The following is a 26,035-nucleotide window of genomic DNA, read 5'->3' on the forward strand; positions in this document are numbered from 1 at the left end:
TCAGTGCTCCTGCCGGTAGGTGGCGAGGGTCCGCGGGCCGAAGGCGTCCGGCAGGACCTCGTCGATGGTGCGGATGCCCGAGACCGTCTCGAGGAGCATGCCCTCGGTGGAGTGCTCGAACAGCAGCTGGCGGCAGCGGCCGCACGGCATCAGGGTCGCCCCGTCGCCGTCGACGCAGGTGAACGCGACGAGCTTGCCGCCGCCGGTCATGAACAGCTGCGACACGAGCGAGCACTCGGCACACAGGGTCACCCCGTACGAGGCGTTCTCGACGTTGCAGCCGGAGACGATCCGGCCGTCGTCGGTGAGCGCCGCGGCCCCCACCGGGAAGGACGAGTACGGCACGTAGGCGCGGCCCATCGCGGTCGTGGCCGCCTCGCGGAGAGCGTCCCAGTCCACGTCGACGTCGACGCGGGCGCTCCCGTCGATCGGCGCCTCGGCGTCGGCCGGGAGGCTCGTGGCCGGGTCCGCCCAGACCGGCTCGCCGGTCTCGGGGTCGGTGCCGACCCCGTGGTCTCCCGCAGCGTTCGTGTCGGTCATGTGGCGTGCCTCCCGTGCGTGGTGCGGTGTCGCGCGCTCTCGCGCGCGCGGTGTCGTACAGCGGGACACCGGTGTCGGTCCATCGAACCGCGTGTCGACGCGGTTCGACCGACGGACACCGGTGTCCCGCCGATCGCTCAGTTCTTGATGTAGGGCTTGCCGGACGCCGCCGGACCGCGCGACTGCCCGACCAGACCGGCGACCGCGAAGATCGTCACGACGTAGGGCAGCATCAGCAGGAACTCGCTCGGCACCGGCGAGTTGATCGCCCCGAGCGTGTTCTGCAGGTTCGACGCGAAGCCGAACAGCAGGGCTGCCAGCGTCGCCTTGATCGGGTCCCACCGGCCGAAGATGACCGCGGCCAGGGCGATGTAGCCCGCGCCCGCCGTCATGTCCTTCGTGAACGGACCGACCGCGTCGAGCGTGAAGTAGGCGCCGCCCAGACCCGCGATCGCACCGGCGAGCGAGACGTTCCAGAACCGCGTGCCGGTGACGTTGATGCCGACGGTGTCCGCCGCCTCCGGGTGCTCGCCGACCGCGCGGAGGCGGAGGCCCCAGCGGGTCTTGAACAGGGCGAAGGTCACCACGGCCACCGCGATGTACGCCAGGTAGACGATGACGGTCTGCTCGAAGAGCACCGGGCCGATCACCGGGATCTGGTGCAGGACCGGGATCTCGATCTTCGGGAAGCGGATGCCGACGTTCAGGGTCGTTTCGGACGGCGAGAGCACCTGCGAGTACAGGAACCCGGTGAGCCCGGAGATGAACGCGTTGATCACCACACCGACGATGACCTGGTCGACGAGGTACTTGATGCTGAACGCCGCGAGGACGAACGACACGAGCACACCCGCGACGAGCGCACCGATCAACCCGACCCAGGCGGACCCGGTCAGCGAGGCGATGAGCGCCGAGGTGAACGCACCGGCGAGGAACTGTCCCTCGATGGCGATGTTCACGACGCCGACGCGCTCGGAGATGACCCCGCCGAGGGCGCCGAACACCAGCGGGACGCTGAGGCCGATCGCGCCGACCAACAGGCCGGGCAGCGGGATCGTCTTGCCGGCGGCTGCCCAGGTGAGGAACCCGACGACGAAGACGACCGCGAAGACGCTCGTCAGCCACAGCGGCACCGGCCGGTACCGCCCGACCAGGAAGAAGGCGACGGCGGTGCCCAACGACAGCAGGACGACGACGACCACGCCGGTCGCCAGCGACGGCAGACCGACGTTCGGCAGCTGCACGAAGTCACCGGCGTTGGCGAGTCGGAACGTGGTCGTGCCGCCACGGCGGACGCCGAGGAACAGCACGGCGGCGAGCACCGAGAACACGGCGAACGCGATCGGTGCCTTCCAGCTGCGGGTGGTCTCGACCGCACGGTCGGCGACGGGGGTCGCCGGGACCGCGGTGGGACTGAGGGTGCTCACGCGGCGACCGCCTTCCGCTCGGAGTTCTTACGGGTGCGGCGACGTGCGCCCGGCTGCGGGATCCGGAAGACCGCGCGGACGAGCGGCGGGGCCGCGATGAACAGGACGATGAGTGCCTGGATGACGCCGACGATGTCGATCGGGATGCCGTTGGCGGCCTGCATCGCGTAGCCGCCGTTCTTGAGCACCCCGAACAGGATCGCGGCCCAGAAGGTGCCCCACGGCTTCGAGCGGCCGAGCAGCGCGACGGTGATCGCGTCGAACCCGATGCCGGCGTCGATGCCCGAGGTGAAGCCGGTCGTGACGGCGCCCTCGACCTGGTAGGCGCCGGCGATGCCGATGAGGGCGCCCGAGATGACCATCACCCAGACGGTGAGCATCGGGACGCTCATGCCGGCGACGCGAGCGGCACGGGGGTTCTCGCCCACCGTGCGGAAGCGGAACCCGAGCGACGACTTGTTCATCAACCACCACACGACGACGACCGCGATGAGGGCGACGATGAAGCCGACGTCGATGCCGAACCGCGAGCCGAACAGCGACGGCAGGACCGCCGAGTCGCGGGTCGCCGGCGAGATCGGGTTCGGGCTGCCGCCGGCCTGCAGGAGACCGGGGGTGCGGAGCATGAAGCTCACCAGGTACAGCGCGACGTAGTTGAGCATGATCGTCAGGACGACCTCGTTGGCACCGGTCCGGGCCTTGAGGAGTCCGACGATGCCTGCCCACACCGCACCGCCGACGATGCCGGCGAGGATCGTGAGCGGGATGTGCACGACGGCCGGCAGGTCGAACGAGAACCCCACCCAGCCGGCGGCCGCGGCGGCCATCAGGACCTGTCCCTGACCGCCGATGTTGAACAGGCCGGTGCGGAACGCGACCGCGACGCCGAGACCGGCGGCGACGAGCGGCACCGCGTAGTCGACGGAGCGCGTGATCGGGGCGATCGCGGTCGCGAACGACGGGGCACCGAAGTTGATGACCGAGCCCTGGAACAGCGACGAGTACGAACCGCCGACGGCCGTCCCGACCGCCCGGAGCGTGTCGAGCGGACGGGCGAAGAAGTACCCGGCTGCGGCCTGGACGTCCTTGTCGGTGAGGGCGATGAGGACACCGCTGGCGACGAGGGCCAGGACCACTGCGAGGACGGTGGTCAGGACCGAGCCGTTCACGATGCTCCGGAGCGCGTCGCTCCAGCGTCCTTCGCGGCGCTCGCTGTCGGTCGCCGAATCGGTCATCAGGTGCGGTGCGCCGGTGACCTCCTGCAGGCGGTCGTCGACGGCGGGCGTCGCGTCGGCACGCGTCGTGTCGGCACGCGTCGCGTCGGCACGCGTCGCGTCGGCACGCGTCGTGTCGGCACGCGTCGTGTCGGCGTCGGCCGGGAGGCCCGTGGTCGCGTGGGTGGGTGTGGTGCGGTCCGACGGCGTGGTGCCGTCGTGCTGCGGCGTGGGGTCGCTCACGCGGCGAGCTCCGTTCCTGCGGGCAGTTCGCCCGCCATCATGAGTCCGAGGACGTCCCGGGGTGTGGACGCGGGGACGATGCCGACGATCGCGCCGCGGTACATCACGGCGATCCGGTCGGCGAGCGCGACGACTTCGTCGAGCTCGGTGGAGACGACGATCACCGGGACGCCGCTGTCGCGGGTCTCGACGATGCGCTTGTGCACGAACTCGATCGAGCCGACGTCGATGCCGCGGGTGGGCTGCGCGGCGACGAAGAGCCGCAGGGGGCGGCTGAGTTCGCGGGCCAGGACGATCTTCTGCTGGTTGCCGCCGGAGAGCCGGCCGGCCGCGGTGGTCCGGCCGGGCGTGCGGATGTCGAACTCGGCGATCTTCTCGTCGGCGAAGGCGTCCCGCTCGGCGGCGCGGATGGTGCCGGCACGGACGAAGTCGGCGGCGTCCGCGCGGTCGAGCATGAGGTTCTCGGCGATCGTGAACTCACCGACCAGGCCGTCTTCCTTGCGGTCCTCGGGGACGAACCCGACTCCGGCGTCCAGGATCTGCTTGACGCTGCGGCCGGTGACCTCGCGCCCGTCCAGGGTGATCCGGCCGGAGCGCACCGGCTCGAGGCCCATGATCGCCTCGGTCAGCTCGGTCTGGCCGTTGCCCTGCACGCCCGCGATCGCGAGCACCTCGCCACGGCGGACCGTGAACGAGACGTCGTCGACCAGCACGAGGCCGGCGGGGTCGGTGACGGTGAGGCCCTCGACGACCAGGGCTGCCTCGCCCGGGGTGGCCGGGGCCTTCTCGACGACGAGTTCGACGCTGCGGCCGACCATCAGCGCCGCGAGTTCGCTGTTCGACGCGGTCGGGGACGCTTCCCCCACGACCTTGCCGAGGCGGATCACGGTGATGCGGTCGGCGACCTCACGGACCTCGCGGAGCTTGTGGGTGATGAAGACGATGGCGGTGCCGGCCTCGCGGAGCTGGCGCATGATGCCCATCAGCTCGTCGGTCTCCTGCGGGGTGAGGACGGCCGTCGGCTCGTCGAACACCAGCACGGAGGCGTCACGGGAGAGCGCCTTGATGATCTCCACGCGCTGCTGGACACCGACGGGCAGGTCCTCGACCCGGGCGTCGGGGTCGACGTCGAACCCGAACCGCTCGGAGATCTCACGGACACGTCTGCGGGCACCGGCGAGGTCGAGACGGCCACCGAACGCGGTCTCTTCCTGCCCGAGCATGACGTTCTCGGCCACGGTGAAGACGGGGACGAGCATGAAGTGCTGGTGCACCATGCCGATGCCGGAGCGCATGGCGTCGCCCGGTCCGTCGAAGTGCTGGACGACGTCGTCGAGCAGGATCTCGCCCTCCTCGGCCTGGTACATGCCGTAGAGGACGTTCATCAGGGTCGACTTGCCCGCACCGTTCTCGCCGAGGAGACAGTGCACCTCGCCCGGTTCGACGGTGATCGAGATGTGGTCGTTGGCGACCAGGGTGCCGAACCGCTTCGTGATGCCGCGGAGTTCGAGCTTCATGTCGGTGAGTCTATTTCTGTCTCGGGCGCGCACGGGTCCCCGTGCGCGCGAGAACGCGGGCGGAGGAGTGATCCCCCGCCCGCGTTCGTCGGACTACTTGACGGATGCCTCGGTGTCGACCTTGACCGAGCCGTCGATGATGCCGGCCTTGATCTCGTCGAGCTCACCCTGCAGACCCGAGTCGACCTTGGACTCGTAGTCGTGGAACGGCGCGATGCCGACGCCGTCGTTCTTCAGCGTGCCGACGTACGGGGTCTTCGAGTAGTTGCCCTTGGCGGCCTGCTCGACGACGTCCTTGACCGCGGGCTTCATGCCCTTCTCGATCGAGGTGAAGGCGATGTCCTTGTAGCGGGGGTCGGCCTCGTAGAGGTCGCTGTCCGCGCCGATGAGGACGGAGCCGTTGTCGGCGTCCTTGATCGCCTCTGCGGCGGACTGGTAGATCGGGCCACCGACGGGCAGGATCACGTCGGCGTCCTGGTCGAGCAGCGACTGCGCGACCGACTTCGCCTGGGTGCCGGCCTCGAAGCCACCGGTGAAGGAGCCCTTCTGGCTCTCGACGTCCCAGCCGACGACCTTGACGTCCTTCTTCTTCTGCTCGTTGTAGTACGCGACGCCGTCCGCGAAGCCGTCCATGAAGATGGTGACGGTCGGGATCTGCATGCCGCCGAAGGTACCGACGGTGCCGGACTTCGAGTACGACGCGGCCGCGTAGCCGGCGAGGAACGCCGCCTGCGAGGTGTCGAACGTGATCGGCTTGACGTTCTTCGCGTTGATCGAGTTGTCGTCGATGATCGCGAAGTCGGTGTCGGGGTTCGCCGCGGCCTGCTTCTTCGTCGAGGCGGCGAGGTTGAAGCCGACCGTGACGATGAGGTTGCAGTTCTGGTTGACGAGCTGCTGGATGTTCGAGTCGTAGACGGTGGCGTCCTTGGACTCGGCGTCCTTGTACTGGGCACCGAGCTCGGACGCGGCGTCCTTCATGCCCTCGAAGCCGAGCTGGTTGAACGACTTGTCGTCGAAGCCGCCCGCGTCGGACACCATGCAGGGCAGGAAGTCGGACTTCTTGGACGAGGTCGAGTCGGACGGTGCGGATGCGCAGCCGGCGAGCACGGCGACGGTGCCGACGAGCGCGAGGCCGCTCATGGCGACGCGGCGGGTACGAGATGACACGGGGGTTCCTCCGGGGAGATCGGGAGTCGGCCCGGAGTCACTGCGCACCGGGCGATCGTGAGGACAGTACACGACCGGCCGGGCGGTACAGGACCGGTCTGCAGGCCCTCCGACATCGGTTACGCGATCGCGACCGCGTCGTAACGCGCCGGAAACGCGATGGCTCGTCCGTGACCCCAGTTCGCGGGGTTTCGTGATGGAGCGCTACAGCCGGGCCACGGTCTGGAGGATCGTGCAGGCATCCCGCACATCCGCCGGTCCGCAGGGTGGTTCAGAAGTCCTCGTCCGCGTCGCCGGGGAAGCACAGCGAGAGAGCCTGGACCGCGTACTGCCCCTTCGACACCGTCAGCCGGATCGAGTCCGTCCGCCCGCCACCACGACCCACGATGGTCGGGCGGTCCGCCGTCCCTCAGTGGTCGATCGTCATCCCCTGGTGCTGCCACCGTGCCTCGGTCGCAGCGACGTCGCCGGCCGCGTCGCCGGTGCCCGCGCGGGTGACGAGGTACCGCCACTTCGCACCCTGGTCGCCGCCGGGGAGCCGGCAGTCCTCCAGGTAGTCGGGGCCGGTCCGCGGCTGCCAACTCCCACCGAGTCGACCGGTGACCGCCTCGACGTCGTCGACCATCTGCTGCTGCTGCGCGACGTCCCGGTTGACGGCCGGGACAGCGTGCTCGGACGTTAGTGCCGTTGCGGGGGCCGGACCGGCCGCGGAACAGCCGACGAGCGCTCCGACGACGAGCACACCGGTCCCGAGGACCCCGGCGCGTCGTCGCAGCCTGTGCTCAGAGCGCATCAGCGTCGCCCGGGAAGCAGAGCGAGACGCTCTGGACAGCGGTCAGACCGGGGGCCACGGACAGGCTGATCGATGAAAGACGACCCCCACCGCGTCCCACGAGGGTCGGCTCGGAGGCGGTTCCCCACCGTTCCACGGTCATCCCCTGCTCGCGCCATCCGCGTTCGACCGTCGGCATCTGGTCTGCCACGCCGTCGTTGCCCGTCCTGGTGACGAACGAGGTCCACCGCGCCATCGCCCGGCCATCGGACCCCATGCAGTCCTCGGCGTAGTCCGGCCCACTCCGCTGCCGCCAGTCACCCCCGAGTCGCGTCGTGACCGCGTCGACGGCATCGACCATCTGCCGTTGTGCGGTCTCGGCGTCGAGCACCGGTGTCGCCGTCTCGCTCGGTGTCGGTGTCGGAGCGGGCGACGCACAGCCGACGAGCGCGCCGACGACGAGCACACTGATCGCGGACGCGGTCCACCGGCGTGCGGTGATCGTGTCAGAGCTCATCGGGGTCCCCGGGGAAGCACAGCGACACCGCCTGGACCCCGTACTGGTCATCAGAGACCGAGAGGCCGTTCGAGTCCGTCACCGCGCCACCGAGTCGGTCCGGCCCCCGGGAAGCACCACGCCTCGATGGCGCTCCCCACAATGTTCTGGCACTGCGCACCCTGCTCATCGTCATGCAGAACACAGCTGCATTAACCCCGTCACAAGTCGTCAGCGTCACCTGTGAAACACACCGAAATGGCCTCAACACCATAGAGGTTCTTTGCCACTGAGAGACTGATCGATTTCGTTCTGTCACCACCGCGGCCCACGATTGTCGGCTCTTCCTCTGTACCCCAGTGATCGATGGTCATGGCCTGCTGCTTCCAGCGCTCTTCCATGCCGGCCACGTCCTTCGCGACGTCCCCAACCGAAGGCCGCGTGACGAGATAACGCCATTGCGCCCCTTGCCCCCCGTCCGGGAGCTCGCAGTCTTCGGCGTACCGCGGCCCAGTTTCCTTGTGCCACTCTCCGCCGAGGCGCTTAGTCGCGTCGTCGACCGCAGCAATCATTTGATTCAAGGCAGTTTCGGAATCCACCGAGGATGTCCTTTCTGGTTCCGGTGACTCAGCTTGGGACTGTGTACAACCCGCTGCCAGCAGACTCAGCACCACGACTGTTAGCGAGCCGACAGCCCCGCGCCTCCGAATCATTTCCCTCGTCATCGGCTTCCTTCCTCGTAGCCCCCGGCATCTAGTAACAATTGATCGCGTTTCGTCATTGGTATCGGGTCTGAGGGAGTGAGCTTCTCGTCGTGGCCAGTGGTCGCAGCGGCGACGTTGTATAGCGTCTCGGTTCCGGAGTCGAGGTAACCAGCGCCATCGGCGTGTAGAGGATCGTGATGCCGAACGGCTTGAAGTGCATTGCCTTCGAGACCGGACCCTCCATTAGCACCGAACGTAGTCGCGCCGAATGCTGGTTTCGACGGGTCGACGTGATGGCCATGGCTGAAGCTCCGGCCTACCGTCGCCCACTCGTCCCCCTTTCCGCCTTCGTCGAAGAGCACGTTCCGTGCCTGTCCGGCGTAAACCTCGCCGGCGTGGAGGTCGTCCGCCGAATCGACCGCGTCCGGCAGACCAGCGGAGGCCAGGGCAACAAATCTGTCGACGTGGATGTCCGACCGGGAGAGCGCGACCCCCGCTGTCGTCGTGCCGTACGAGTGCGCGACGATGTTCGTGGTGGGCATGCCATCAGCCCGGACGGCGTCTAGTCCGTGTACGGACGCCGCCAGCTTCTCGGCACCGGCTTCCGCTTTGTCCATGCCGAGGACAGTCGTCTCTCCGGGGGTCTCGTAGCCGATCCAGGAGATCACAGCACGATCGCTGTCTCCATCAGCAAGCTTCTGACGGTCGTAGATGTTTTGCGCGGCTCGAGTCCACGACGACATGTCTGCCGTCGTCGTGTTCATACCCGGCACTGCCCAGGTCACGTTCTTGGCGGTGTCGAGGTCGCCGACCGACACGGCCGCGAGCGGTGGGACGTCGTCGGTCAAGGAGACGAGGTGTCGCTCGCCGGAAGCCTTCTTACCGAGGGTGGCCTCGATGTTGAGCAGGGCCTTCAACTCCTTCTGGAGCGACGCGATCTGCTGCTGGAACGGCGTTCCGTACTGGCCGGACCAGGCGGACCCGGTCTGCGCGGTCGCCAGCCGGCTCTGGACCTGGTCGATGCGGAGCCCGAGCACCGACCGGTTGGCCGTGTCTCGTGCCCAGTAGGCAACGCCCTCGAGGTTGCCGAGCTTCTCCAGCACGGACTGCGGTAACGCGCGGAGTGCCGGCGCATCGGACTTCGACAGCCCCAGCGCTGCCCACCGCTTCGCGACCTCGGCCGGGGTCAGCCCCTCCGCGAACAACGCATCGAGCACCGGTGGCGTCCGCCCGTTCGTGGCGACGGCGAGCACCACGTCGGAGACCGCTCCGGCTCCCCCTGCTTTCTCGAAGGCGGTGGCGACGTGCTCGCTCCACGTGCAGTCCGACTCGTTGTGCTGCAGGTACTGGCGGAATCCGGAGAGCGCGCTCTGCCCGTCGACGACCGCCCAGCCGCACGATGCCGTGAAAGTGGACCATGCGGTCTGCAGCCGCTGCAGCTCGGCGTCGGCGGCCCCGTCGGCCGAGCGGGTGGTGGACACGAAGGTGCGCAAGTGGGTCGGGTCTGCCGAGCTCTTCCCGCTGCCGTCGCCGCCAGCCGAGTGCGGACGCTGCCGTGCGTGGAACGCCGCCGTCAGCGGCTTCGGGGTGATCGGCGTGGTCGAGGGTTCCCGGTCGGTCACGAACTCCCACAGGGGCACCTCCACCCCCGCGATACCGCCACCGGACGCCTGGACGAAAGCGTTGCGTTGTGCTTCACGCTGCTTCCACGCATCGTGGTCGCTGATCCGCTGACGTTCCTCCACTGCCTGTCGGCTCACCGCGTCGATGTCGTCAGCGAAGTCGGCGAGGACCCCGGCGAGCTTGCCCCGGTCCTCGGCCTCGATCACGGCGGCATCCTGGAACCGCTTCGCGTAGGCCCCGGAGAAGTCCTGCGGACCTGTCGTCACCGCCCCGGAACGCTTGCCCGCTTGCCCGCGCAGGACGCCATCCGCGGTGCGCAGCGCATCGCTCAACGCTGACGCGTCCCCTGCGTCGTACTCGATGTCCGCCATCTGCTCTCCCCCGGCTCCCCCGCAACCCCCGCTGCGACCACCCACGATGGTGCGGCATGCCCCTCCTGGCATGCTGACGGGCGCTCCTCAGAGCACGTCGTCCCGCCCGCTGATCTTCAGCGCGTCCACCACGCCCTTGACCCGCTGCGCGTTCGCGCTCGTGGTGACGAGCAGCGCGTCCGGGGTGTCGACGACGACGATGTCCTCGACCCCGATCAGCGAGATCAACCGGTTGCTCTGCGACACGACGATGCCGCTCGCCGAGTCGGCCAGGATGCGGGCGTTGTCGCCGAGCACGGCCAGGTTGTTCTTCCGCCCGCCGGACTGCAGCTTCGCGAGCGAGGCGAAGTCGCCGACGTCGTCCCAGTCGAAGTCGCCGGGCACGACCGCCATGCGCCCGGCAGCGGCAGCGGGCTCGGCGACGGTGTAGTCGATGGCGATCTTCTTCAGCGCGGGCCAGATGCGGTCGACGACGATCCCGCGCGCGGAGGTGTCCCACGCGGCGGCGAGCTCCTCGATGCCAACGAGCAGCTCGGGCTCGTTGCGCCCGATCTCGGCGAGGAGCACATCGGCGCGGCTGATGAACATGCCCGCGTTCCAGAGGTACGACCCGTCGGCGACGTACTTCTTCGCGGTCTTCAGGTCGGGCTTCTCGACGAAGGACCGGACGGCGTGTGCGGTGGTCGCGCCCGCGACGTCGAGCGACTCGTCGGCCGCGTGGATGTAGCCGAAGCCGATGGCGGGCTCGGAGGGCGTGATGCCGATCGTCGTGATGAACCCGGCGCGGGCGGCGGCGACGGCCTCGCGGACGGACCGGCGGAACCCGCGGGCGTCGCCGATCACGTGGTCGGCGGCGAAGGAGCCGATGACGACGTCCGGCTCGCGGCGGTGCAGGATCGCGGCGGCGAGACCGATCGCGGCGGTGGAGTCCTTCGGCTCGCTCTCGAGCACGACGTTGTGGTCCTCGACCCCGGGGAGCTGCGACTCGACGGCGACGCGGTGGGCGCGGCCGGTGACGACCATGATGCGGTCGGGTCCGGCGAGCGGCTCGAGCCGGTCCCATGTCTGCCGCAGCAGGGACGACCCGGAGCCGGTCAGGTCGTGCAGGAACTTCGGGGCGTCGGCACGCGAGAGCGGCCACAGGCGCGATCCGATGCCGCCGGCCGGGATGATCGCGTAAAAGTCGTCGAGTGCGTCCGTCACGCGCCCACCGTACCGGCGCACCCATGCGGCAGCTGCGCGTCGTCTGGACGTGTCGTGGACGACCCCGGTGTCGGCGCACGGTCTGTTCACCCCTCGCGCGCACCGCGTTCACGTCGCACCCCCCGGTCGTCCACGCGTCGGCGTGAGCATGGGCCGTGCCATGAACGCACGCAGCGTGGAGCGAGGCGACGAGTCCCCCAGGACCGTCGCCGTCGTGACCGAGAGCTTCCTGCCCACCCTCAACGGCGTCACCACGAGCGTCCTCGCGGTGCTCGAACACCTGCGACGTCGCGGCCACCGGGCCGTCGTCATCGCCCCGGACACCCCCGGCCTGGCGGCCTGGCGGTCGCGCTCCGAGCAGGAGCGGCACCTGGGCTTCGACGTGCACCGGATCCCCGCGGTCGCGTACCGGCAGTTCCCGGTCGCGCTCCCGCACCCGGTCCTCGACACGATCCTCGCCGCGTCTGGCGCCGACGTGCTGCACGCCGCCAGCCCCTTCCTGTTGGGTGGGCGCGCGATCACGGCGGCCGGGAGGCTCGGCATCCCCTCCGTCGCCGTCTTCCAGACCGACGTGGCCGGGTTCGCACAACGGAACGGCCTGTCCGCAGCGGCCCCGCTGGTCCGCCGGGTCCTCGGGCGCATCCACGCGGGAGCGTCGCTGACGCTGGCGCCGTCCTCGGCGACGGCCGCGATGCTCGCGGAAGCGGGCGTCCCACGGGTGGCCCGCTGGGGTCGTGGTGTGGACACGGCCCTCTTCCACCCGGACCGTCGCTCCTCCGCCCACGTCCGGGCCCTGCGCCGGCGGATCGCCCCGAACGGGGAGACCGTCGTCGGCTACGTGGGTCGGCTGGCACCGGAGAAGGAGGTCGAACGGCTCGCGGAGCTCGGCGGCATGCCGGGCATCCGGGTCGTGGTCGCAGGAGGGGGTCCCTCCCGGGCACTGCTCGAGCGGCGCCTGCGTCACCTGGACGTGACCTTCACCGGTCCGCTGCGCGGCGATGCGCTGGCGGACGCGTACGCGATGCTCGACGTGTTCGTGCACACCGGGGCCGCTGAGACGTTCGGGCAGACCCTGCAGGAGGCCCACGCGGCCGGCCTGCCGGTGGTGGCCCCGGCCACCGGCGGACCGCTCGACCTGGTGTCGCCGGGTCTGGACGGCGAGCTGTACGACCCGGCAGCGCCGCTGGCGCTCCGCGCGGCCGTGGCGCGGTTGCACGCCGACCGGGCACTCGCCGAGCGGATGGGCTCCGCGGGTCGACTGCGGGTCGAGGGCACGACGTGGGAGTCGGTCGGGGACGAGTTGCTCGCCCACCACGAGACGGCGCGGACGATCGGCGCTCCGCCGGCCGTGCCCCGCACCGCCCGCTCCGGGTGGCACGAGAACGTCGGTGCCCGGACGTAGGATGGTGTCGTTCCACACGAACACGACGGCAACGGCGCGCCGATCGGTGCGCCGGCCCTACGGGAAGGCGAGCTCATGGCCGAGCAGACCGCAGGCGGGACGGCGACAGCCACCCCGCAGGTGACCATCGACGGTACGTCGATCGACGCACCTCGGACGCGCGCGCCGCAGGGCACGCTCTACCGCGGCTCGATCGGGATGTGGTCGTGGGTGCTGCACCGGATCACCGGCGTCGCCATCTACTTCTTCCTGCTGGTGCACATCCTCGACACGGCACTGGTCCGGCTCTCGCCCGAGGCCTACAACGCCGTCATCGGCACGTACAAGACGCCGCTGATGAACCTGGGCGAGATCGCCCTCGTCGCCGCCATCGTGTTCCACGCGTTCAACGGGCTGCGGATCATCCTCATCGACTTCTGGTCGAAGGGGCCGAAGTACCAGCGCGCCATGTTCTGGGTCGTCCTCGTGCTCTGGGCAGTGGCGATCGCGGGCTTCCTGCCGCGCCAGCTCATGAACCTCGTCGCCGACTTCAACTGAACCGAGGGCTGTCATGACCACCGAGACCGTCGCACCGCCCCGCAGCGCCGACGCCGCCCGCCGCACCACCAACTGGGAGAAGTGGGGCTGGATCTACATGCGGGCCTCGGGCGTGCTGCTCGTCGTCCTCATCTTCGGCCACCTCTTCGTGAACATGGTCGCCGGCGAAGGCGTCAAGCAGATCGACTTCGCCTTCGTCGCCGGCAAGTGGGCGAGCCCGTTCTGGCGGATCTGGGACACGCTGATGCTCTGGCTCGCGCTGATCCACGGCTCGAACGGCATGCGCACGATCATCAACGACTACGTCGGCAAGGCCGGGGTCCGCAAGACCCTGCTCGGCGCCGTGCTCGTCGCGTGTGTCCTCCTCATCGTCCTCGGCACGCTCGTGTGCTGGACGTTCGACCCGTGCCCCGCCGGCGCTGCCGCTGCGGACCTGCCGTCCTTCTGCCCCGCGCAGTAGACGTCGTACCGCACCCGCCGACGCCCCGCACGCTCCACCTCCTGATCGAAAGACCCCTGTGACCGACATCACCGTGCACCACCACCAGTTCGACATCGTCATCATCGGCGCAGGAGGCGCCGGCATGCGGGCCGCCATCGAAGCCGGGCCGAAGGCGAAAACCGCCGTCATCTCGAAGCTGTACCCGACGCGCTCCCACACCGGAGCGGCGCAGGGCGGCATGGCGGCCGCCCTCGCGAACGTCGAAGAGGACTCGTGGGAGTGGCACACCTTCGACACCATCAAGGGCGGCGACTACCTGGTCGACCAGGACGCCGCCGAGATCCTGGCGAAGGAGGCCATCGACGCGGTCATCGACCTCGAGAACATGGGCCTGCCGTTCAACCGGACGCCCGAGGGCAAGATCGACCAGCGACGGTTCGGTGGCCACACCCGAGACCACGGCAAGGCCCCGGTCCGCCGTGCCTGCTACGCGGCCGACCGCACCGGCCACATGATCCTGCAGACGCTGTTCCAGAACTGCGTGAAGCTCGGGGTCAACTTCTTCAACGAGTTCTACGCGCTCGACCTCATCATGGTCGACGTGGTGGGCGACGACGGCGTCACCCGCAAGCAGCCGGCCGGCGTGGTCGCGTTCGAGCTCTCGACCGGGGAGCTGCACGTGTTCCACGCGAAGGCGATGGTCTTCGCGACCGGTGGCTTCGGCAAGATGTACAAGACCACCTCGAACGCACACACGCTCACCGGTGACGGTGTCGGCATCGTCTGGCGGACCGGGCTGCCGCTCGAGGACATGGAGTTCTTCCAGTTCCACCCGACCGGGCTCGCGGGCCTCGGCATCCTGCTGACCGAGGGCGCCCGTGGCGAGGGCGCGATCCTCCGCAACGCCTCGGGTGAACGGTTCATGGAGCGCTACGCCCCGACCATCAAGGACCTCGCGCCGCGCGACATCGTCGCCCGCTGCATGGTGCAGGAGGTCGCCGAGGGACGCGGCGCCGGTCCGAACAAGGACTACGTGCTGCTCGACTGCACGCACCTCGGTGCCGAGGTGCTCGAGACGAAGCTGCCCGACATCACCGAGTTCGCCCGCACCTACCTGGGCGTCGACCCGGTCGTCGAGCCGGTGCCGGTGATGCCGACCGCGCACTACGCGATGGGCGGCATCCCGACCAACGTCAAGGCCGAGGTCCTCTCGGACAACGACACCGTCGTCCCAGGTCTCTACGCCGCCGGCGAGTGCGCCTGCGTCTCGGTGCACGGCTCGAACCGTCTCGGGACGAACTCGCTGCTCGACATCAACGTGTTCGGCAAGCGCTCGGGCAACAACGCCGCCGAGTACGTGCAGACGGCCGAGTTCCTGCCGCTGCCCGAGGACCCCGCGGCGAACGTGCGCGGCATGCTCGAGCAGCTCCGGGCCTCCACCGGGACCGAACGTGTCTCCGTGCTCCGCAAGGAGCTGCAGGAGGAGATGGACAAGAACGCGCAGGTGTTCCGCACCGACGAGTCCCTCGCCCGCGTGACGGAGACCATCCACACGCTCCGGAACCGCTTCATGCAGGTCTCGGTGCAGGACAAGGGCAAGCGGTTCAACACCGACCTGCTCGAAGCGGTCGAGCTCGGGTTCCTGCTCGACCTGGCCGAGGTCGTCGTGTACTCGGCACGGAACCGCAAGGAGTCCCGCGGCGGCCACATGCGCGACGACTACCCGAAGCGCGACGACGAGAACTACATGCGGCACACCATGGCGTACCTGACGGGCGACCCGCACTCGTCCCTCGCCGACGACCACATCACGCTCGACTGGAAGCCGGTCGTGATCACCCGGTACCAGCCGATGGAGAGGAAGTACTGAGATGACCGACACCCTGGTCTCCGACGCGCCCCGCACCGACACCGTGCAGGACGCCCCTCCCGGATCGTTCTCCGTGACGGTGATCGTCCGACGCTTCGATCCCGACGTGGACGACGAGCCGCGCTGGCAGGACTTCGACGTCATGATGCTGCCGACCGACCGCATCCTGGACGCGCTGCACAAGATCAAGTGGGAGCAGGACGGGTCGCTGACGTTCCGACGCTCCTGCGCGCACGGCGTGTGCGGCTCCGACGCGATGCGCATCAACGGCCGCAACCGCCTGGCGTGCAAGACGCTGATCAAGGACCTGGACATCTCGAAGCCGATCTACGTCGAGGCGATCAAGGGCCTGCCGCTCGAGAAGGACCTCATCGTCGACATGGAGCCCTTCTTCAAGTCGTTCCGCGAGGTGCAGCCGTTCCTGCAGCCGAAGTCGGCGCCGGAGAAGGGCAAGGAGCGCATCCAGTCGGTGGCCGACCGTGCCCGCTTCGACGACACCACCAAGTGCATCCTCTGCGCCGCGTGCACGTCCTCGTGCCCGGTGTTCTGGACCGACGGCCAGTACTTCGGCCCGGCGGCGATCGTCAACGCGCACCGCTTCATCTTCGACTCCCGCGACGACGCGGCCGACGTGCGCCTGGACATCCTCAACGACAAGGAAGGCGTCTGGCGCTGCCGCACGACCTTCAACTGCACCGACGCCTGCCCCCGCGGTATCCAGGTGACGAAGGCGATCTCCGAGGTCAAGCAGGCCGTCATGCGCGGCCGGGCGTAGCACGCCGATGCCGACAGGAACGTCATGGGCGGGCGCGCTAGGCTCCCGCTCATGACGTTCGCGGACACCCGCCCCATCCTGGATCAGCTCGGCTACACGGTCCGGTACGTGCAGCTCCCCGGTGAGACGCTCCACGAGCCGCCGGTGGAGGGTGCACTGCGCATCGTCCCGGTCGACGCCGGCTCCTTCGCGCTCGAGGTCGTCGACTACGGCACCGCCCGTCGCCTGGCCACGGCCGGCAACGAGGCTGACGCGGTCGAGATGCTCCGGCGCTTCCTGAACCGGCCGTTCCCGGACGCACGCGACATCCGCCGCAGTGACCTCGACCAGATGCGGGACCGGTCGGCGTCGACCTACCCGCAGCTGGCGCAGCAGGTCGCCTCGACCGGTGACGCCGGTCTGACCATCCAGATCCCCGCCGGCGTCCCCGTCGACCGTATCGGCGGACCGGACGGCTACCTCCTGCACCCGCTCGAGACGCCGCTGCCGGCACGATCGCTGCCGCCGCACACGGCCGCCTCCCCCGAGGTGCACCGGTACGTCGTCGAGCGCCCGTTCCTCGTCACCGTCCGGTTCGTGCGGCCGTGGTTCGACCAGCCGGGCGGTGCGCTCCGGTTCGAGATCGCGAACCCGACCTCGACCGTCCGCGACCTGGTCGTCGACGGATCGCTGGCCCGCGTCCGCGTGGTCTGAGTCGTCAGTCCGTTCCGTCCCACGACGAAGCCCTCCTCCCCGACCGGGGCAGGAGGGCTTCTTCGTGGAGTGGTGCGTCAGCCGCGCTCGGGGCGGTCGAACCGCTGGCCCTCGGGCTTCGAGGGCAGGAGGAACAGCACGAGCACGATGATCGGCCCGACGAACGGGATGAGGACGAGCAGGTAGAACGGCCCGGCGAAGTTCCCGTCGTGCAGTCGTCGCCACGCCAGCGCGAGCGTCGGCAGCAGGATGGCGAGCGAGAAGAGGCCCACGATCGAGTAGGCGATGAGGTAGAGCGGCGACGGAGAGGTCATCACCGACGTGACGCTGTACCCGGTGCTGACGGTCTGCCGCTCGGACATCGCGAACCCGACACCGACGAGGGTCCAGAGCACGGCGAAGACGATGAAGCTGGCGAGGTACCACCACCAGAACTCGCTCCGGCTGGCGCGACCGTCGAACCGGACGTACTTCTTGAAGAACCGCTTCACGGCGTTCGGGAACGAGATGCCGTACCACGGGGCCCACAGCGGCGGCTCACCGTTCGGCCCGGTCTGGACGGGCTGACCGTAGCCCTGCGGCTGCTGGCCGTACTGGCCCTGCTGGCCGTACTGCTGCTGCTGGCCGTACTGCTGCTGGCCCTGCTGGCCGTACTGCTGTCCCTGCTGCTGTCCCTGCTGCTGCTGTCCGAACGGGTTCTGCTGCCCGTACGGCTGCTGGTCGTCCGGCTTGCCGTACGGCTGCTGCGGGTTGTCGCTCACGGTGTCTCCCCTGGTGTCGAGTGGTGCTCGGCTCTGAGTCAACCAGGAACGGTCCACACCGGGGGGAACGTGACGACCCCCGACCGAGGGGCAGCCCCACGGGTCACCACGGCGGCCCGACCACGTGGCAGGGCCGCCGGGAGTCGTCGTTCAGCCGCGGTTCGGCTGGTCGAAGCGGGCACCCTCACGGACGGAGGGGATGCAGCCGATCACGATGGCGAAGAGCACACCGATCGGCGGGATGATGAACAGCAGCGCCAGGAGGCCCGAGAAGTTCACGTCGTGCAGGCGGCGCACGGTGAGCGCGATGAACCCGACGAGGGTCGCGAGCGCCCAGAGTCCGCCGACCACGTTCGAGTCGCTGCCGCCGATGACGGTGTCGATCAGGTTCGTGACGATGTTGCCGATCGCCCACCAGAGCGCCCAGAACCAGAACTCGCTGCGGCTGGCGCGACCGTCGAAGCGCACGTACTTCTTCCAGAAGCGCGTGAACGCCTTCGGGAACGGGATGCCGTACCAGGGCGCCCAGAGCGGGGGTTCGCCCTGCGCCACCGGCTGCTGCCCGTACGACTGCGGCTGGGCGAACTGCCCCGGCTGCTGACCGTACTGGCCCGGCTGACCCGGCTGCGCGGGCTGCCCGTACGGCGACTGCTGCCCGTACTGCCCGGGCTGCGCGTACGGGGCCTGCTGGCCGTACGGCGGCTGCTGCGTCGGCTGTCCGGAGGGCTGCTGGCCGTACGGCGGCTGCTGCGCGGGCTGCCCGTAGGGGGACCCGGAGGGCTGCTGCCCGTACGGCGACTGCGCCGGCGGCTGCTGCCCGTACGGCGACCCCTGCGACGGGTCGGGCTCGTCACCCGGACGCTTGGCGTACGGGTCCTGGGGGTACTGGTCGCTCACGGCGGTTCCTTCCGGGGTGCGGGGTCGGTGTACCCGCGGCGATCCGGGCGATGGTGCCGACCGCCGGGACCCGTGCCCCGCCGTCCTGCTCCCCCGCACACTGACTCCGCGCGCTGGATCCAGTGTGCCAGCCCCGGCTCCGTCAGGACAGCAGCGCCGCGACGGCACACGCCCACGACACCGGCGCAGCACCTGCCCGCGTCGACACCGCTCAGGGCGCAGGGCTCAGGGCAGCAGCGCCAGCTTCCCGCCCGGGTGCCCCGACTCGAGCAGCTCGAGGGCCGCCCGAGCCTCGGCGAGCGGGAAGGTCCGGGCCACCGGCACGACGAGCTCGCCGCGTCCGGCCAGGTCGATGAGGCGCGCCCGCACCGAGTCCCGGAACGCGGCGCTGTCGGGCTGGGCTCCGCCGATCGCGGTGATGCCTGCCTCCTCCGCGCGCCCGAAGGCGGCGATGGTCGCGATGCGACTCCGGTCCGCCACCAGGGACAACGAGACGTCGACGGCTTCGTCCGACCCGACGCAGTCCAGGGCCACGTCGACACCGGAGGCGGCGAGGTCACGGACGCGGCCCTCCAGTCCGTCCCCGTACGCGACCCACGTACCGCCGTGTCCGCGGACGGTGTCGGCGTTCGCCTCGGAGGCGGTGCCGATCGCACGCGCGCCGAGCGCACGGAGCTGCTGGAGCAGGCTGACCCCGACCGCCCCGGAGGCGCCGTGCACGAGCACCGTGTCGCCCGACTGCACGCCCGTGACGCGGATGAGGTCCGCCGCCGTCGTGCCCGCGAGCAGCAGGTTCGCGGCCTCCGGGAACCCGAGCAACGGCGGCTTGGCGAACACGTCCGCCGCGGGCAGCGTGAGCTCCTCGGCCCAGCCACCGCTGACCCGGAACGCCAGGACCTCGTCCCCGACGGCGACCGGGCCGGACGCGATCGTCGTGTCGGGTCCGACGGCGCTGACGACGCCGGCGACCTCGTACCCGATCGGCACGGGGAAGTCGGACGGGTCGCCCCGCTGCGTGTGCTTCGCGTCGGCGGGGTTCATCCCGGCGGCCCGGACGCGGACGGTAACCTCGCCGGGGCCCGGGGCCGGCACCTCGACGTCGACCAGTTCGAACACGTCACTGCCGCCCGGACGCGGTGCCACCCACTGCTTCGTCATGTCCGCGACGGTACTCGCGGGCATGGCGGCGTCGTCGAGCGTGCGGCACCGAGACGCGACGGGAGGCCCGGTACCAGCTGGTACCGGGCCTCCCGTCGGGTCAGATGACGCCCGTCAGGCGCGGGCGGCGCCGACCCGGCCCGTGAACGAGGCGTGCAGCGGGTGCTCGCCACCGAGGCCGGTGATCTCGGAGGCGATGTCGGCGTCCGATCGGTCCGAGTGCAGCAGCGCCTGCAACTCGACGCTCTGCTCGTCGTCCGCGACGTCGAACCGGAGTGCGGCACCCATCGCGTCGAGGAGCGCGGTCGGCTCGGTGCCGTTCTCGGCGAGGGCGGCGGCCGGCGACACGAACCGCTCGTCGCGGGAGAGCTTGCGCAGCGGCTGGCGGCCGACGCGGGTGACCGTGTCCGGCAGGTGCGGGTTCTCGAAGCGGCCGATGATGGCCTCCACGTAGGCCCGGTGCACCTCGGGGTCGAGCTCGTGTCGACGGACGAGCAGGTCGCTCGTCTCGGCGAGCACGGCCTCGAGCGCCGAACGGACCGCGGGCATCGCGACGGCGTCGGAGATCCGGTCCGCGCCGGCGAGGAACCCGTGGTACGCGACGGTGGCGTGCCCGGTGTTCACCGTGAAGAGCTTGCGCTCGATCGACGCGGCGAGGCCGTCGACGTAGTGCGCGCCCGGCAGCTCCGGCTCGGCACCGTGGAAGGGCGTGCGGTCGATGGCCCATTCGAAGTAGGTCTCGACGGTGACGTCGAGCCCGCCCCCCGGAGCCTGTGCGGGGACGATGCGGTCCACGGCGGTGTTCGCGAAGACGGCCTTCGCCAGGGCATCGGCCCGCTCGTCCTCCGGCAACGCGTCGACGATGAACTCGCGGAGGCGGTCGGTGGCGTTGATCGCGTTCTCGCATGCCATCACGGCGAGCGGCGCGGCATCGACGGAGCGCTGCTGCAGCCCCCTCGCGATGACGGGGGCGATGAACTTCAGGACCGTCGGGCCGACGGCGCAGGTGACGATGTCGGCGGTCGCGATCTCGGCGACGACACCGGCCTCGTCCTGCGCGCTGTTCACGGCACGGAACCCGGTGACGACGTGGTCCTGGGCGCCCGCGCCGACCTCGTGCACGGTGTACGAGTCGGCAGCGGCCAGGGCGTCGATCAGCGGAGCGGCGACGTCGGCGAAGACGACCTCGTACCCGGCCTGGTGGAGCAGCAGACCGACGAAACCGCGGCCGATGTTGCCGGCTCCGAAGTGGACGGCGGTGCTCACTCGTTGACCTCACCGAGGATCGCGAGGATCGCGGCCGCGTCGGGGGCGTCCGTCAGTGCCTGGACTTGGTCCTCGTCCGAGAACACGATCGCGATCTTGCTGAGGATGTCGAGGTGCTCGTTGTTCACGCCGGCGATGCCGACGACGAAGCGGACGTCGTTGCCGTCCCAGTCGATCGGGGTGGCGTAGCGGACGAACGACAGCGCAGAGGCCTTGATGGCGTCCTTCGCGTCGTTCGTGCCGTGCGGGATCGCCAGGTAGTTGCCCATGTAGGTCGAGACGCTCTTCTCGCGCTCGAGCATGGCGGGGTAGTAGTCCGCGGTGACCGCGCCGACCTCCTGGAGGATCGCAGCCGCCTCCTTCATCGCCTCCGACTTGGTCGGCGCAGCGTCCTCGGTGTGGATGCGGATCTGGCTCTCCTGCAGGACGGGCATACGGTTCTCCTTGTTCGTGGTGGACGGCGGAAGAGGGGACGGTCGCCCGTCCCCTCCCCCATCGTGCTCTTGTCTTACTGGTTCTTGAGCTGGTCGACGACCTGGTCGTACTGCGGCGCGTTCATGAAGTTGCCGACCGACACGTGCTGTGCGTTCGGGTTCTTCTGCTTCGCGCGGTCCGTGAGCTCCTCCTGGGTGATGATGAGGTCCTCGTCACCCGAGAGGTTCGCGATCGCCTTGTTGACGACCGTGACACCCTCGATACCAGCCTTCTTGATCTTGTTCCGCAGGACACTCGCACCCATGGCGCTCGAGCCCATGCCGGCGTCGCAGGCGAAGACGACGTTCTCGACGCGCGTCGCCGTGGCGGTGCTGGCGGAGCCGACGCCCCCGAGGGAGGCCTCGGCCTCTTCCTCGTTGGCCGGGGAGTTGGTGCCGAGCAGGCCCGAGGTCGCGGCGTTGACGTCGCGGCCCTTGTTCTGCTGGAGCTTCGCCATCGCGGCGCTCATGTCGCCGCCGTTGCCGGAGGCCAGGTCACGCTTGCGGCTGGCGATCAGGAAGAACGACGCCACCGCGAAGGACACGGCAGCCGACAGGACGACGGACAGGATGACACCGACGTAGCTGTCCTTCGCCGTCGCGGTCAGGACCGCGATGATCGACCCGGGCGACGCCGGGGCGACGAGGCCGGACTGGAAGGCGACGTTCGTGGCGACACCGGTCGCACCGCCGAGGATGACGGCGACGAAGAGGATCGGCTTCTGCAGCACGTACGGGAAGTAGATCTCGTGGATGCCACCGAAGAACTGGATGAGGATCGCGCCGGGAGCGGTCGAGCGGGCGATGCCGACACCGAAGAAGGTGAAGGCGAGCAGGATGCCGAGACCGGGGCCGGGGTTCGCCTCGAGGAGGAACAGGATCGACTTGCCGGACTCCTGGACCTGCTGCGCACCGAGCTGGTCGAGCACGCCGTGGTTGATCGCGTTGTTGAGGAAGAAGACCTTCGCCGGCTCGATGATGACGCTGGCGAGCGGCAGCAGCGAGCTGTCGACGAGGAACTTCACCGCGGCGCCGAGGCCCTCGGCGATGAGCTTGAACAGCGGGGCCAGCCAGAAGAAGCCGATCAGCGCGAGCACGAAGCCGAGGATGCCGGCGGCGTAGTTGTTGACGAGCATCTCGAAGCCGGGCTTGATCTTGCCGTCCCAGATCTTGTCGATCTGCTTGATGAGGTACGCACCGAGCGGACCACAGATCATCGCGCCGAGGATCATGATCGTGCCGTTGGCGCCGATGATGACGCCCATGGCCATCACGGAACCGACGACGGCGCCGCGGGTCTCGTAGACCATCCGGCCGCCCTGGAAGGCGATCGCGAGCGGGATGAGGTAGGTGAGGATCGGGCCGACGAGGCCGATGTTGGCCACGCCGTTCGTCTCACCGAAACCACCGAGGACGCCCACGGGCGTCCAACCGGTCTCGATGAAGAAGGCGGTGATGAGGCCCCACGCGATGAAGATCGCGATGTTGGGCATCACCATGCCGGACAGGAACGTGCCGAACTTCTGGACGGCGACGCGAGCGCCACCCCGCGACTTGTCGCGGGTGTCTGGCGCTGCAACGGACGACGTTGTCATGTGCGTTGACTCTCTGTGTGTGGTGCTGCTGCAGGGATCGGGTGTGGTGCTGTGGGATGGGGCGAGGTGCGGGCTCAGACGGCGTGCGCCGCGGCGGCAGCGGACTTGGCGGCCGCTGCCGTGCTCGCGGCGAGTGCTGCCTGGGCCATCCCGCGGGCTTCGTCGAGGGTGTGCTTGCCGAGTTCGGCGCGCACGTCGGCGAGGGCCGCGGGGGTCATGGAGAGCGTGGTGGCGCCGAGGCCGACGAGGACGACGGCGAGCAGCGGGTCGGCCGCGGCCTCGCCGCAGATGCCGACCGCCTTGCCCGCGTCCGCTCCGGCCGTGCCGAGCTGGGCGACGAGGCGCAGGACGGCGGGGTGCCACGGGTCCTGGTAGTGCGCGACGGTGCCGAGCATCCGGTCGGCCGCCATCGTGTACTGGGTCAGGTCGTTCGTGCCGATCGAGACGAAGTCGGCGGACTGGAACACCTGCTCGGCCATCAGCGCCAGGGAGGGCACCTCGGCCATCACACCGGCGGTGCGGATGCCGAGTTCGCGAGCGAGGTCGACGAAGTACTCGGTCTCCTCGGCGTCGGCGACCATCGGGGCCATCACCCAGAGGTCGGCCTCGGTCGCGGCGTCGGCCTGTGCGAGGGCGGTCAGCTGGTCGCGGAGCACCTGCGGGTGGTTCCGGAGCGCCCGGAGTCCACGACGGCCGAGCGCCGGGTTCTCCTCGTCCTTGTCGGTGAGGAAGGGCAGTGGCTTGTCGGCGCCGGCGTCGAGCGCACGGACGACGACCTTCCTGCCGGGGAACGCCGCGAGCAGCTGCTCGTACGACGCCTGCTGCGAGGCGACGGTCGGGGCGGTGGGCGAGTCGAGGAACAGGAACTCGGTGCGGAACAGGCCGACACCCTCGGCGCCGAGGTCGACGGCGGTCTGCGCGTCGGCCGGGCTGCCGAGGTTCGCGAGCAGCGGGACGACGTGGCCGTCGGCGAGGGCGCCGGCGGTCAGGGGCGCGGCAGCGGCGGCACGGCGCTCGGCGATGCGCTGCTCGACGTCGGCGACGAGCTCGTCGGACGGCTCGGTCACGACGGTGCCTGCGCCGGCGTCGACGACCACGTGCTGGCCCTCGGCGAGGTCGTCGGCACCGGTCACGCCGACGATGGCGGTGATGCCCTTGGCCCGGGCGAGGATCGCGGTGTGCGAGGTCGGGCCGCCGTCACGGGTGACGAGGGCCAGGACCTTGTCGAGGTCGAGCAGGGCGGTGTCCGCCGGGGCGAGGTCGCGGGCGACGAGCACGAAGGGGGTCTCCGACTCGGGCACGCCCGGTGCGGGGACGCCGCGGAGCTTCGCGACGATGCGCTGGGCGACGTCGTCGAGGTCTGCTGCGCGCTCCCCCATGTAGCCCCCCATGCCGACGAGCAGGTCACGGAACTGCGCGAACGCCTCGTGCACGGCGCGCTCGGCGTTGGTGCCGCCGTCGATGCGGACGTGCACGTCGTCGAGGAGGGTCGGGTCCTGGGCCATCAGCGCCTGTGCCTCGAGCACGGCCTGGGCGTCGCCGCCGGCGAGCTGTCCACGCTTGTTGAGGTCCTCCGCCACCGCGGCGAGCGCGGTGTGCACGGCCTGCTTGGCGTCGTCGGCCGGACCCTCGAGCGGGGCGGTCGAAGGGGTTCCCAGGGGGTCCGCCATCCGGAGCACGGGGCCGTGGGCAACGCCGCGGCCGACGCCGGTTCCGAGCAGATCGGACATGGGGAGACTCCTTCATCTCACGCGCAGCAGCGGTGGGTGGTTCGGGGGCGGTGCTGCGTCCGGTGCGTGCTGCGACCGGACGGCTCTGCAGCACCATACATCGCGTCGCGTTGACAAACAAACACATCCGGGGATAAAAATGCAGAAACAGATGCCCGTTTGCGTTTGCCGTCCACAGGCGCCCCGGGCCTCCCGGACGGATCGTGCCCGAGCATGTCCGTTCCGCTCCACATGGCCGTCCCCGACCGGACGCACAGCCCGACCCGAGCGACCCGCTCGACCAGATGAGGCCCGATGTACGCACCAGAACGCCACCAGCGCATCGTCGAACAGGCGCGCGCCCACGGCCGGGTCGACGTCAAGGACCTCGCCGAACTGCTCGCCGTCACGCCGGAGACCATCCGCCGCGACCTGACCAGCCTCGAGCGCCGCGGACTCGTCCGTCGCGCCCACGGCGGTGCGATCCCCGTCGAGCGGATCACCCTGCACCCGGGCGTCGGCGACCGCGGTGGCATCAACCAGACCGAGAAGATGGTGATCGCCGAGGCGGCCCTCGCCGAGCTGCCGGAGAACGGCTCCGTGATGATCGACGCCGGCACGTCGACGATCTGCCTGGCCGAGATGCTGCCCACCGACCGCGGTCTCACCGTCGTCACGCACTCGCTGCCGGTGGCGATGGCCGTCGCCAACCGCCCGGGCATCGACCTGCACCTGCTCGGCGGCAACATCCGGAGCGATTCGCTCGCTGGCGTCGGCACGTGGACGCACCAGCTCATCGGCATGGTCAGCGTCGACGTCGCCTTCGTCAGCATCAACGGGATCACCCCCGAGCGTGGGCTGACGACGCACAACATGGCCGAGGCCGCCGTGAAGTCCGCCATGATCAAGTCCGCCCGCCGGAGCATCCTGCTCGCCGACCACACCAAGTTCGGTCGCGAGGAGTTCGGTCGGGTCGCTCCGCTCGCCGCGATCGACACGATCATCACCGACCCCGACGTCAACCTGGACCTGGTGCGCGAGGTCGAGGCCGCCGGCACCGAGGTCTTCTGGCCCGGGCGCGACTGACCACGGGACGTCGACCACGCCGGCCCGTCCGCGTCCCACCAACCCCGGGAACCACCCGCCAGGCGCTCGCTACCATGAGCGCACCACCCATCGA

At 69.9% G+C, this 26,035-nt stretch carries 25 protein-coding genes; 8 read left to right on the forward strand and 17 right to left on the reverse strand.

Annotated features, from left to right (window positions below; all coding sequences use genetic code 11):
* The 9 genes from DEJ24_RS08300 to DEJ24_RS08340 form a co-directional block, all read right to left on the reverse strand.
* Positions 1–540 (reverse strand): cytidine deaminase, encoded by a 540-nt coding sequence (locus tag DEJ24_RS08300; protein ID WP_111078229.1) that lies wholly within the window; start codon positions 538–540, stop codon positions 1–3.
* A 137-nt stretch (positions 541–677) separates the two neighbouring features.
* A complete protein-coding gene (locus DEJ24_RS08305; RefSeq protein ID WP_111078230.1) occupies positions 678–1,967 on the reverse strand; it encodes an ABC transporter permease in 1,290 nt (429 codons plus the stop codon).
* Positions 1,964–3,202 (reverse strand): ABC transporter permease, encoded by a 1,239-nt coding sequence (locus DEJ24_RS08310; protein ID WP_111078319.1) that lies wholly within the window; start codon positions 3,200–3,202, stop codon positions 1,964–1,966. Before DEJ24_RS08310 ends, DEJ24_RS08305 begins: the two co-directional genes overlap by 4 nt.
* A 218-nt stretch (positions 3,203–3,420) precedes the next feature.
* Positions 3,421–4,941 carry an ABC transporter ATP-binding protein gene (locus DEJ24_RS08315; RefSeq protein ID WP_111078231.1) on the reverse strand — a complete coding sequence of 507 codons (1,521 nt, stop codon included), beginning with the start codon at positions 4,939–4,941 and terminating at the stop codon, positions 3,421–3,423.
* Positions 4,942–5,034: 93 nt separating this feature from the next.
* The gene (locus DEJ24_RS08320) at positions 5,035–6,108 is read right to left on the reverse strand and encodes a BMP family protein (RefSeq protein ID WP_110902712.1); all 1,074 of its coding nucleotides are present in this window, start codon (positions 6,106–6,108) and stop codon (positions 5,035–5,037) included.
* Between the two features lie 409 nt (positions 6,109–6,517).
* Entirely contained in the window at positions 6,518–6,901 is a 384-nt protein-coding gene (locus DEJ24_RS08325) for a hypothetical protein (RefSeq protein ID WP_146245963.1), read from the reverse strand.
* Positions 6,891–7,397 (reverse strand): hypothetical protein, encoded by a 507-nt coding sequence (locus tag DEJ24_RS08330; RefSeq protein ID WP_111078233.1) that lies wholly within the window; start codon positions 7,395–7,397, stop codon positions 6,891–6,893. Before DEJ24_RS08330 ends, DEJ24_RS08325 begins: the two co-directional genes overlap by 11 nt.
* Before the next feature lie 200 nt (positions 7,398–7,597).
* Positions 7,598–7,975 carry a hypothetical protein gene (locus DEJ24_RS08335; RefSeq protein WP_146242536.1) on the reverse strand — a complete coding sequence of 126 codons (378 nt, stop codon included), beginning with the start codon at positions 7,973–7,975 and terminating at the stop codon, positions 7,598–7,600.
* A gap of 122 nt (positions 7,976–8,097) precedes the next feature.
* On the reverse strand, positions 8,098–9,561 hold the full coding sequence (locus DEJ24_RS08340; RefSeq protein ID WP_181436564.1) for an alpha/beta hydrolase: 1,464 nt from the start codon (positions 9,559–9,561) through the stop codon (positions 8,098–8,100).
* 78 nt (positions 9,562–9,639) lie between these two features.
* Here DEJ24_RS08340 and DEJ24_RS16870 point away from each other — a divergent pair, with 78 nt between their 5' ends.
* Positions 9,640–10,041, forward strand: coding sequence for a hypothetical protein (locus tag DEJ24_RS16870; RefSeq protein ID WP_181436565.1), 402 nt, complete (start codon positions 9,640–9,642; stop codon positions 10,039–10,041).
* Positions 10,042–10,161: 120 nt separating this feature from the next.
* Here the strand turns inward: DEJ24_RS16870 and DEJ24_RS08345 are convergent, their stop codons facing one another.
* A complete protein-coding gene (locus tag DEJ24_RS08345) occupies positions 10,162–11,277 on the reverse strand; it encodes a mannose-1-phosphate guanylyltransferase (RefSeq protein WP_111078320.1) in 1,116 nt (371 codons plus the stop codon).
* A 160-nt stretch (positions 11,278–11,437) separates the two neighbouring features.
* On the opposite strand from DEJ24_RS08345, the gene DEJ24_RS08350 reads away from it, so the two are divergent.
* The 6 genes from DEJ24_RS08350 (at position 11,438) to DEJ24_RS08375 (ending at position 16,996) form a co-directional block, all read left to right on the forward strand.
* A complete protein-coding gene (locus DEJ24_RS08350; RefSeq protein ID WP_258374766.1) occupies positions 11,438–12,679 on the forward strand; it encodes a glycosyltransferase family 1 protein in 1,242 nt (413 codons plus the stop codon).
* Between the two features lie 75 nt (positions 12,680–12,754).
* A complete protein-coding gene (sdhC, locus tag DEJ24_RS08355; RefSeq protein ID WP_110902704.1) occupies positions 12,755–13,216 on the forward strand; it encodes a succinate dehydrogenase, cytochrome b556 subunit in 462 nt (153 codons plus the stop codon).
* Positions 13,217–13,229: 13 nt separating this feature from the next.
* Positions 13,230–13,676, forward strand: a complete 447-nt coding sequence (sdhD, locus tag DEJ24_RS08360) for a succinate dehydrogenase, hydrophobic membrane anchor protein (protein ID WP_111044342.1) — start codon at positions 13,230–13,232, stop codon at positions 13,674–13,676.
* Positions 13,677–13,734: 58 nt separating this feature from the next.
* Entirely contained in the window at positions 13,735–15,528 is a 1,794-nt protein-coding gene (sdhA, locus tag DEJ24_RS08365; RefSeq protein WP_111078237.1) for a succinate dehydrogenase flavoprotein subunit, read from the forward strand.
* Between the two features lies 1 nt (position 15,529).
* Positions 15,530–16,303, forward strand: coding sequence for a succinate dehydrogenase iron-sulfur subunit (locus tag DEJ24_RS08370; RefSeq protein ID WP_110902701.1), 774 nt, complete (start codon positions 15,530–15,532; stop codon positions 16,301–16,303).
* A gap of 51 nt (positions 16,304–16,354) precedes the next feature.
* A complete protein-coding gene (locus DEJ24_RS08375; protein WP_181436566.1) occupies positions 16,355–16,996 on the forward strand; it encodes a TNT domain-containing protein in 642 nt (213 codons plus the stop codon).
* Positions 16,997–17,073: 77 nt separating this feature from the next.
* Here DEJ24_RS08375 and DEJ24_RS08380 read toward each other — a convergent pair whose 3' ends face one another.
* From DEJ24_RS08380 to ptsP, 7 genes are all read right to left on the reverse strand, one after another.
* Positions 17,074–17,757: a DUF805 domain-containing protein gene (locus tag DEJ24_RS08380; protein WP_111078239.1), complete on the reverse strand. Its 684-nt coding sequence runs from the start codon at positions 17,755–17,757 to the stop codon at positions 17,074–17,076.
* A gap of 150 nt (positions 17,758–17,907) precedes the next feature.
* Positions 17,908–18,654 (reverse strand): DUF805 domain-containing protein, encoded by a 747-nt coding sequence (locus DEJ24_RS17235; protein WP_258374767.1) that lies wholly within the window; start codon positions 18,652–18,654, stop codon positions 17,908–17,910.
* 225 nt (positions 18,655–18,879) lie between these two features.
* On the reverse strand, positions 18,880–19,812 hold the full coding sequence (locus DEJ24_RS08390; RefSeq protein WP_111078321.1) for an NADP-dependent oxidoreductase: 933 nt from the start codon (positions 19,810–19,812) through the stop codon (positions 18,880–18,882).
* A gap of 114 nt (positions 19,813–19,926) precedes the next feature.
* On the reverse strand, positions 19,927–21,078 hold the full coding sequence (locus tag DEJ24_RS08395; protein ID WP_111078240.1) for a mannitol-1-phosphate 5-dehydrogenase: 1,152 nt from the start codon (positions 21,076–21,078) through the stop codon (positions 19,927–19,929).
* Positions 21,075–21,512, reverse strand: coding sequence for a PTS sugar transporter subunit IIA (locus tag DEJ24_RS08400; protein WP_111078241.1), 438 nt, complete (start codon positions 21,510–21,512; stop codon positions 21,075–21,077). The genes DEJ24_RS08395 and DEJ24_RS08400 overlap by 4 nt, the downstream gene beginning before the upstream one ends.
* Before the next feature lie 74 nt (positions 21,513–21,586).
* The gene (locus DEJ24_RS08405; protein WP_181421476.1) at positions 21,587–23,146 is read right to left on the reverse strand and encodes a PTS mannitol transporter subunit IICB; all 1,560 of its coding nucleotides are present in this window, start codon (positions 23,144–23,146) and stop codon (positions 21,587–21,589) included.
* A gap of 74 nt (positions 23,147–23,220) precedes the next feature.
* Positions 23,221–24,876: a phosphoenolpyruvate--protein phosphotransferase gene (gene ptsP, locus DEJ24_RS08410; protein WP_111078242.1), complete on the reverse strand. Its 1,656-nt coding sequence runs from the start codon at positions 24,874–24,876 to the stop codon at positions 23,221–23,223.
* Positions 24,877–25,170: 294 nt separating this feature from the next.
* Between ptsP and DEJ24_RS08415 the strand changes: the two genes are divergently transcribed.
* Positions 25,171–25,941 (forward strand): DeoR/GlpR family DNA-binding transcription regulator, encoded by a 771-nt coding sequence (locus tag DEJ24_RS08415; RefSeq protein WP_111078243.1) that lies wholly within the window; start codon positions 25,171–25,173, stop codon positions 25,939–25,941.
* Positions 25,942–26,035 lie beyond the last annotated feature (94 nt).

Origin of the sequence: Curtobacterium sp. MCPF17_001 (assembly GCF_003234615.1) — a bacterium.
GTDB lineage: Bacteria > Actinomycetota > Actinomycetes > Actinomycetales > Microbacteriaceae > Curtobacterium.

What these genes read in the sequence shown, in the direction of transcription:
- DEJ24_RS08300 (WP_111078229.1), bottom strand. Translation starts at nt 540, where the DNA reads ATGACCGACACGAACGCTGCGGGAGACCACGGGGTCGGCACCGACCCC.
- DEJ24_RS08310 (WP_111078319.1), bottom strand. Translation starts at nt 3,202, where the DNA reads ATGACCGATTCGGCGACCGACAGCGAGCGCCGCGAAGGACGCTGGAGC.
- DEJ24_RS08315 (WP_111078231.1), bottom strand. Translation starts at nt 4,941, where the DNA reads ATGAAGCTCGAACTCCGCGGCATCACGAAGCGGTTCGGCACCCTGGTC.
- DEJ24_RS08325 (WP_146245963.1), bottom strand. Translation starts at nt 6,901, where the DNA reads ATGCGCTCTGAGCACAGGCTGCGACGACGCGCCGGGGTCCTCGGGACC.
- DEJ24_RS08330 (WP_111078233.1), bottom strand. Translation starts at nt 7,397, where the DNA reads ATGAGCTCTGACACGATCACCGCACGCCGGTGGACCGCGTCCGCGATC.
- DEJ24_RS08350 (WP_258374766.1), top strand. Translation starts at nt 11,438, where the DNA reads ATGAACGCACGCAGCGTGGAGCGAGGCGACGAGTCCCCCAGGACCGTC.
- sdhC (WP_110902704.1), top strand. Translation starts at nt 12,755, where the DNA reads ATGGCCGAGCAGACCGCAGGCGGGACGGCGACAGCCACCCCGCAGGTG.
- sdhD (WP_111044342.1), top strand. Translation starts at nt 13,230, where the DNA reads ATGACCACCGAGACCGTCGCACCGCCCCGCAGCGCCGACGCCGCCCGC.
- DEJ24_RS08370 (WP_110902701.1), top strand. Translation starts at nt 15,530, where the DNA reads ATGACCGACACCCTGGTCTCCGACGCGCCCCGCACCGACACCGTGCAG.
- DEJ24_RS08375 (WP_181436566.1), top strand. Translation starts at nt 16,355, where the DNA reads ATGACGTTCGCGGACACCCGCCCCATCCTGGATCAGCTCGGCTACACG.
- DEJ24_RS08390 (WP_111078321.1), bottom strand. Translation starts at nt 19,812, where the DNA reads ATGACGAAGCAGTGGGTGGCACCGCGTCCGGGCGGCAGTGACGTGTTC.
- DEJ24_RS08400 (WP_111078241.1), bottom strand. Translation starts at nt 21,512, where the DNA reads ATGCCCGTCCTGCAGGAGAGCCAGATCCGCATCCACACCGAGGACGCT.
- DEJ24_RS08405 (WP_181421476.1), bottom strand. Translation starts at nt 23,146, where the DNA reads ATGACAACGTCGTCCGTTGCAGCGCCAGACACCCGCGACAAGTCGCGG.
- ptsP (WP_111078242.1), bottom strand. Translation starts at nt 24,876, where the DNA reads ATGTCCGATCTGCTCGGAACCGGCGTCGGCCGCGGCGTTGCCCACGGC.
- DEJ24_RS08415 (WP_111078243.1), top strand. Translation starts at nt 25,171, where the DNA reads ATGTACGCACCAGAACGCCACCAGCGCATCGTCGAACAGGCGCGCGCC.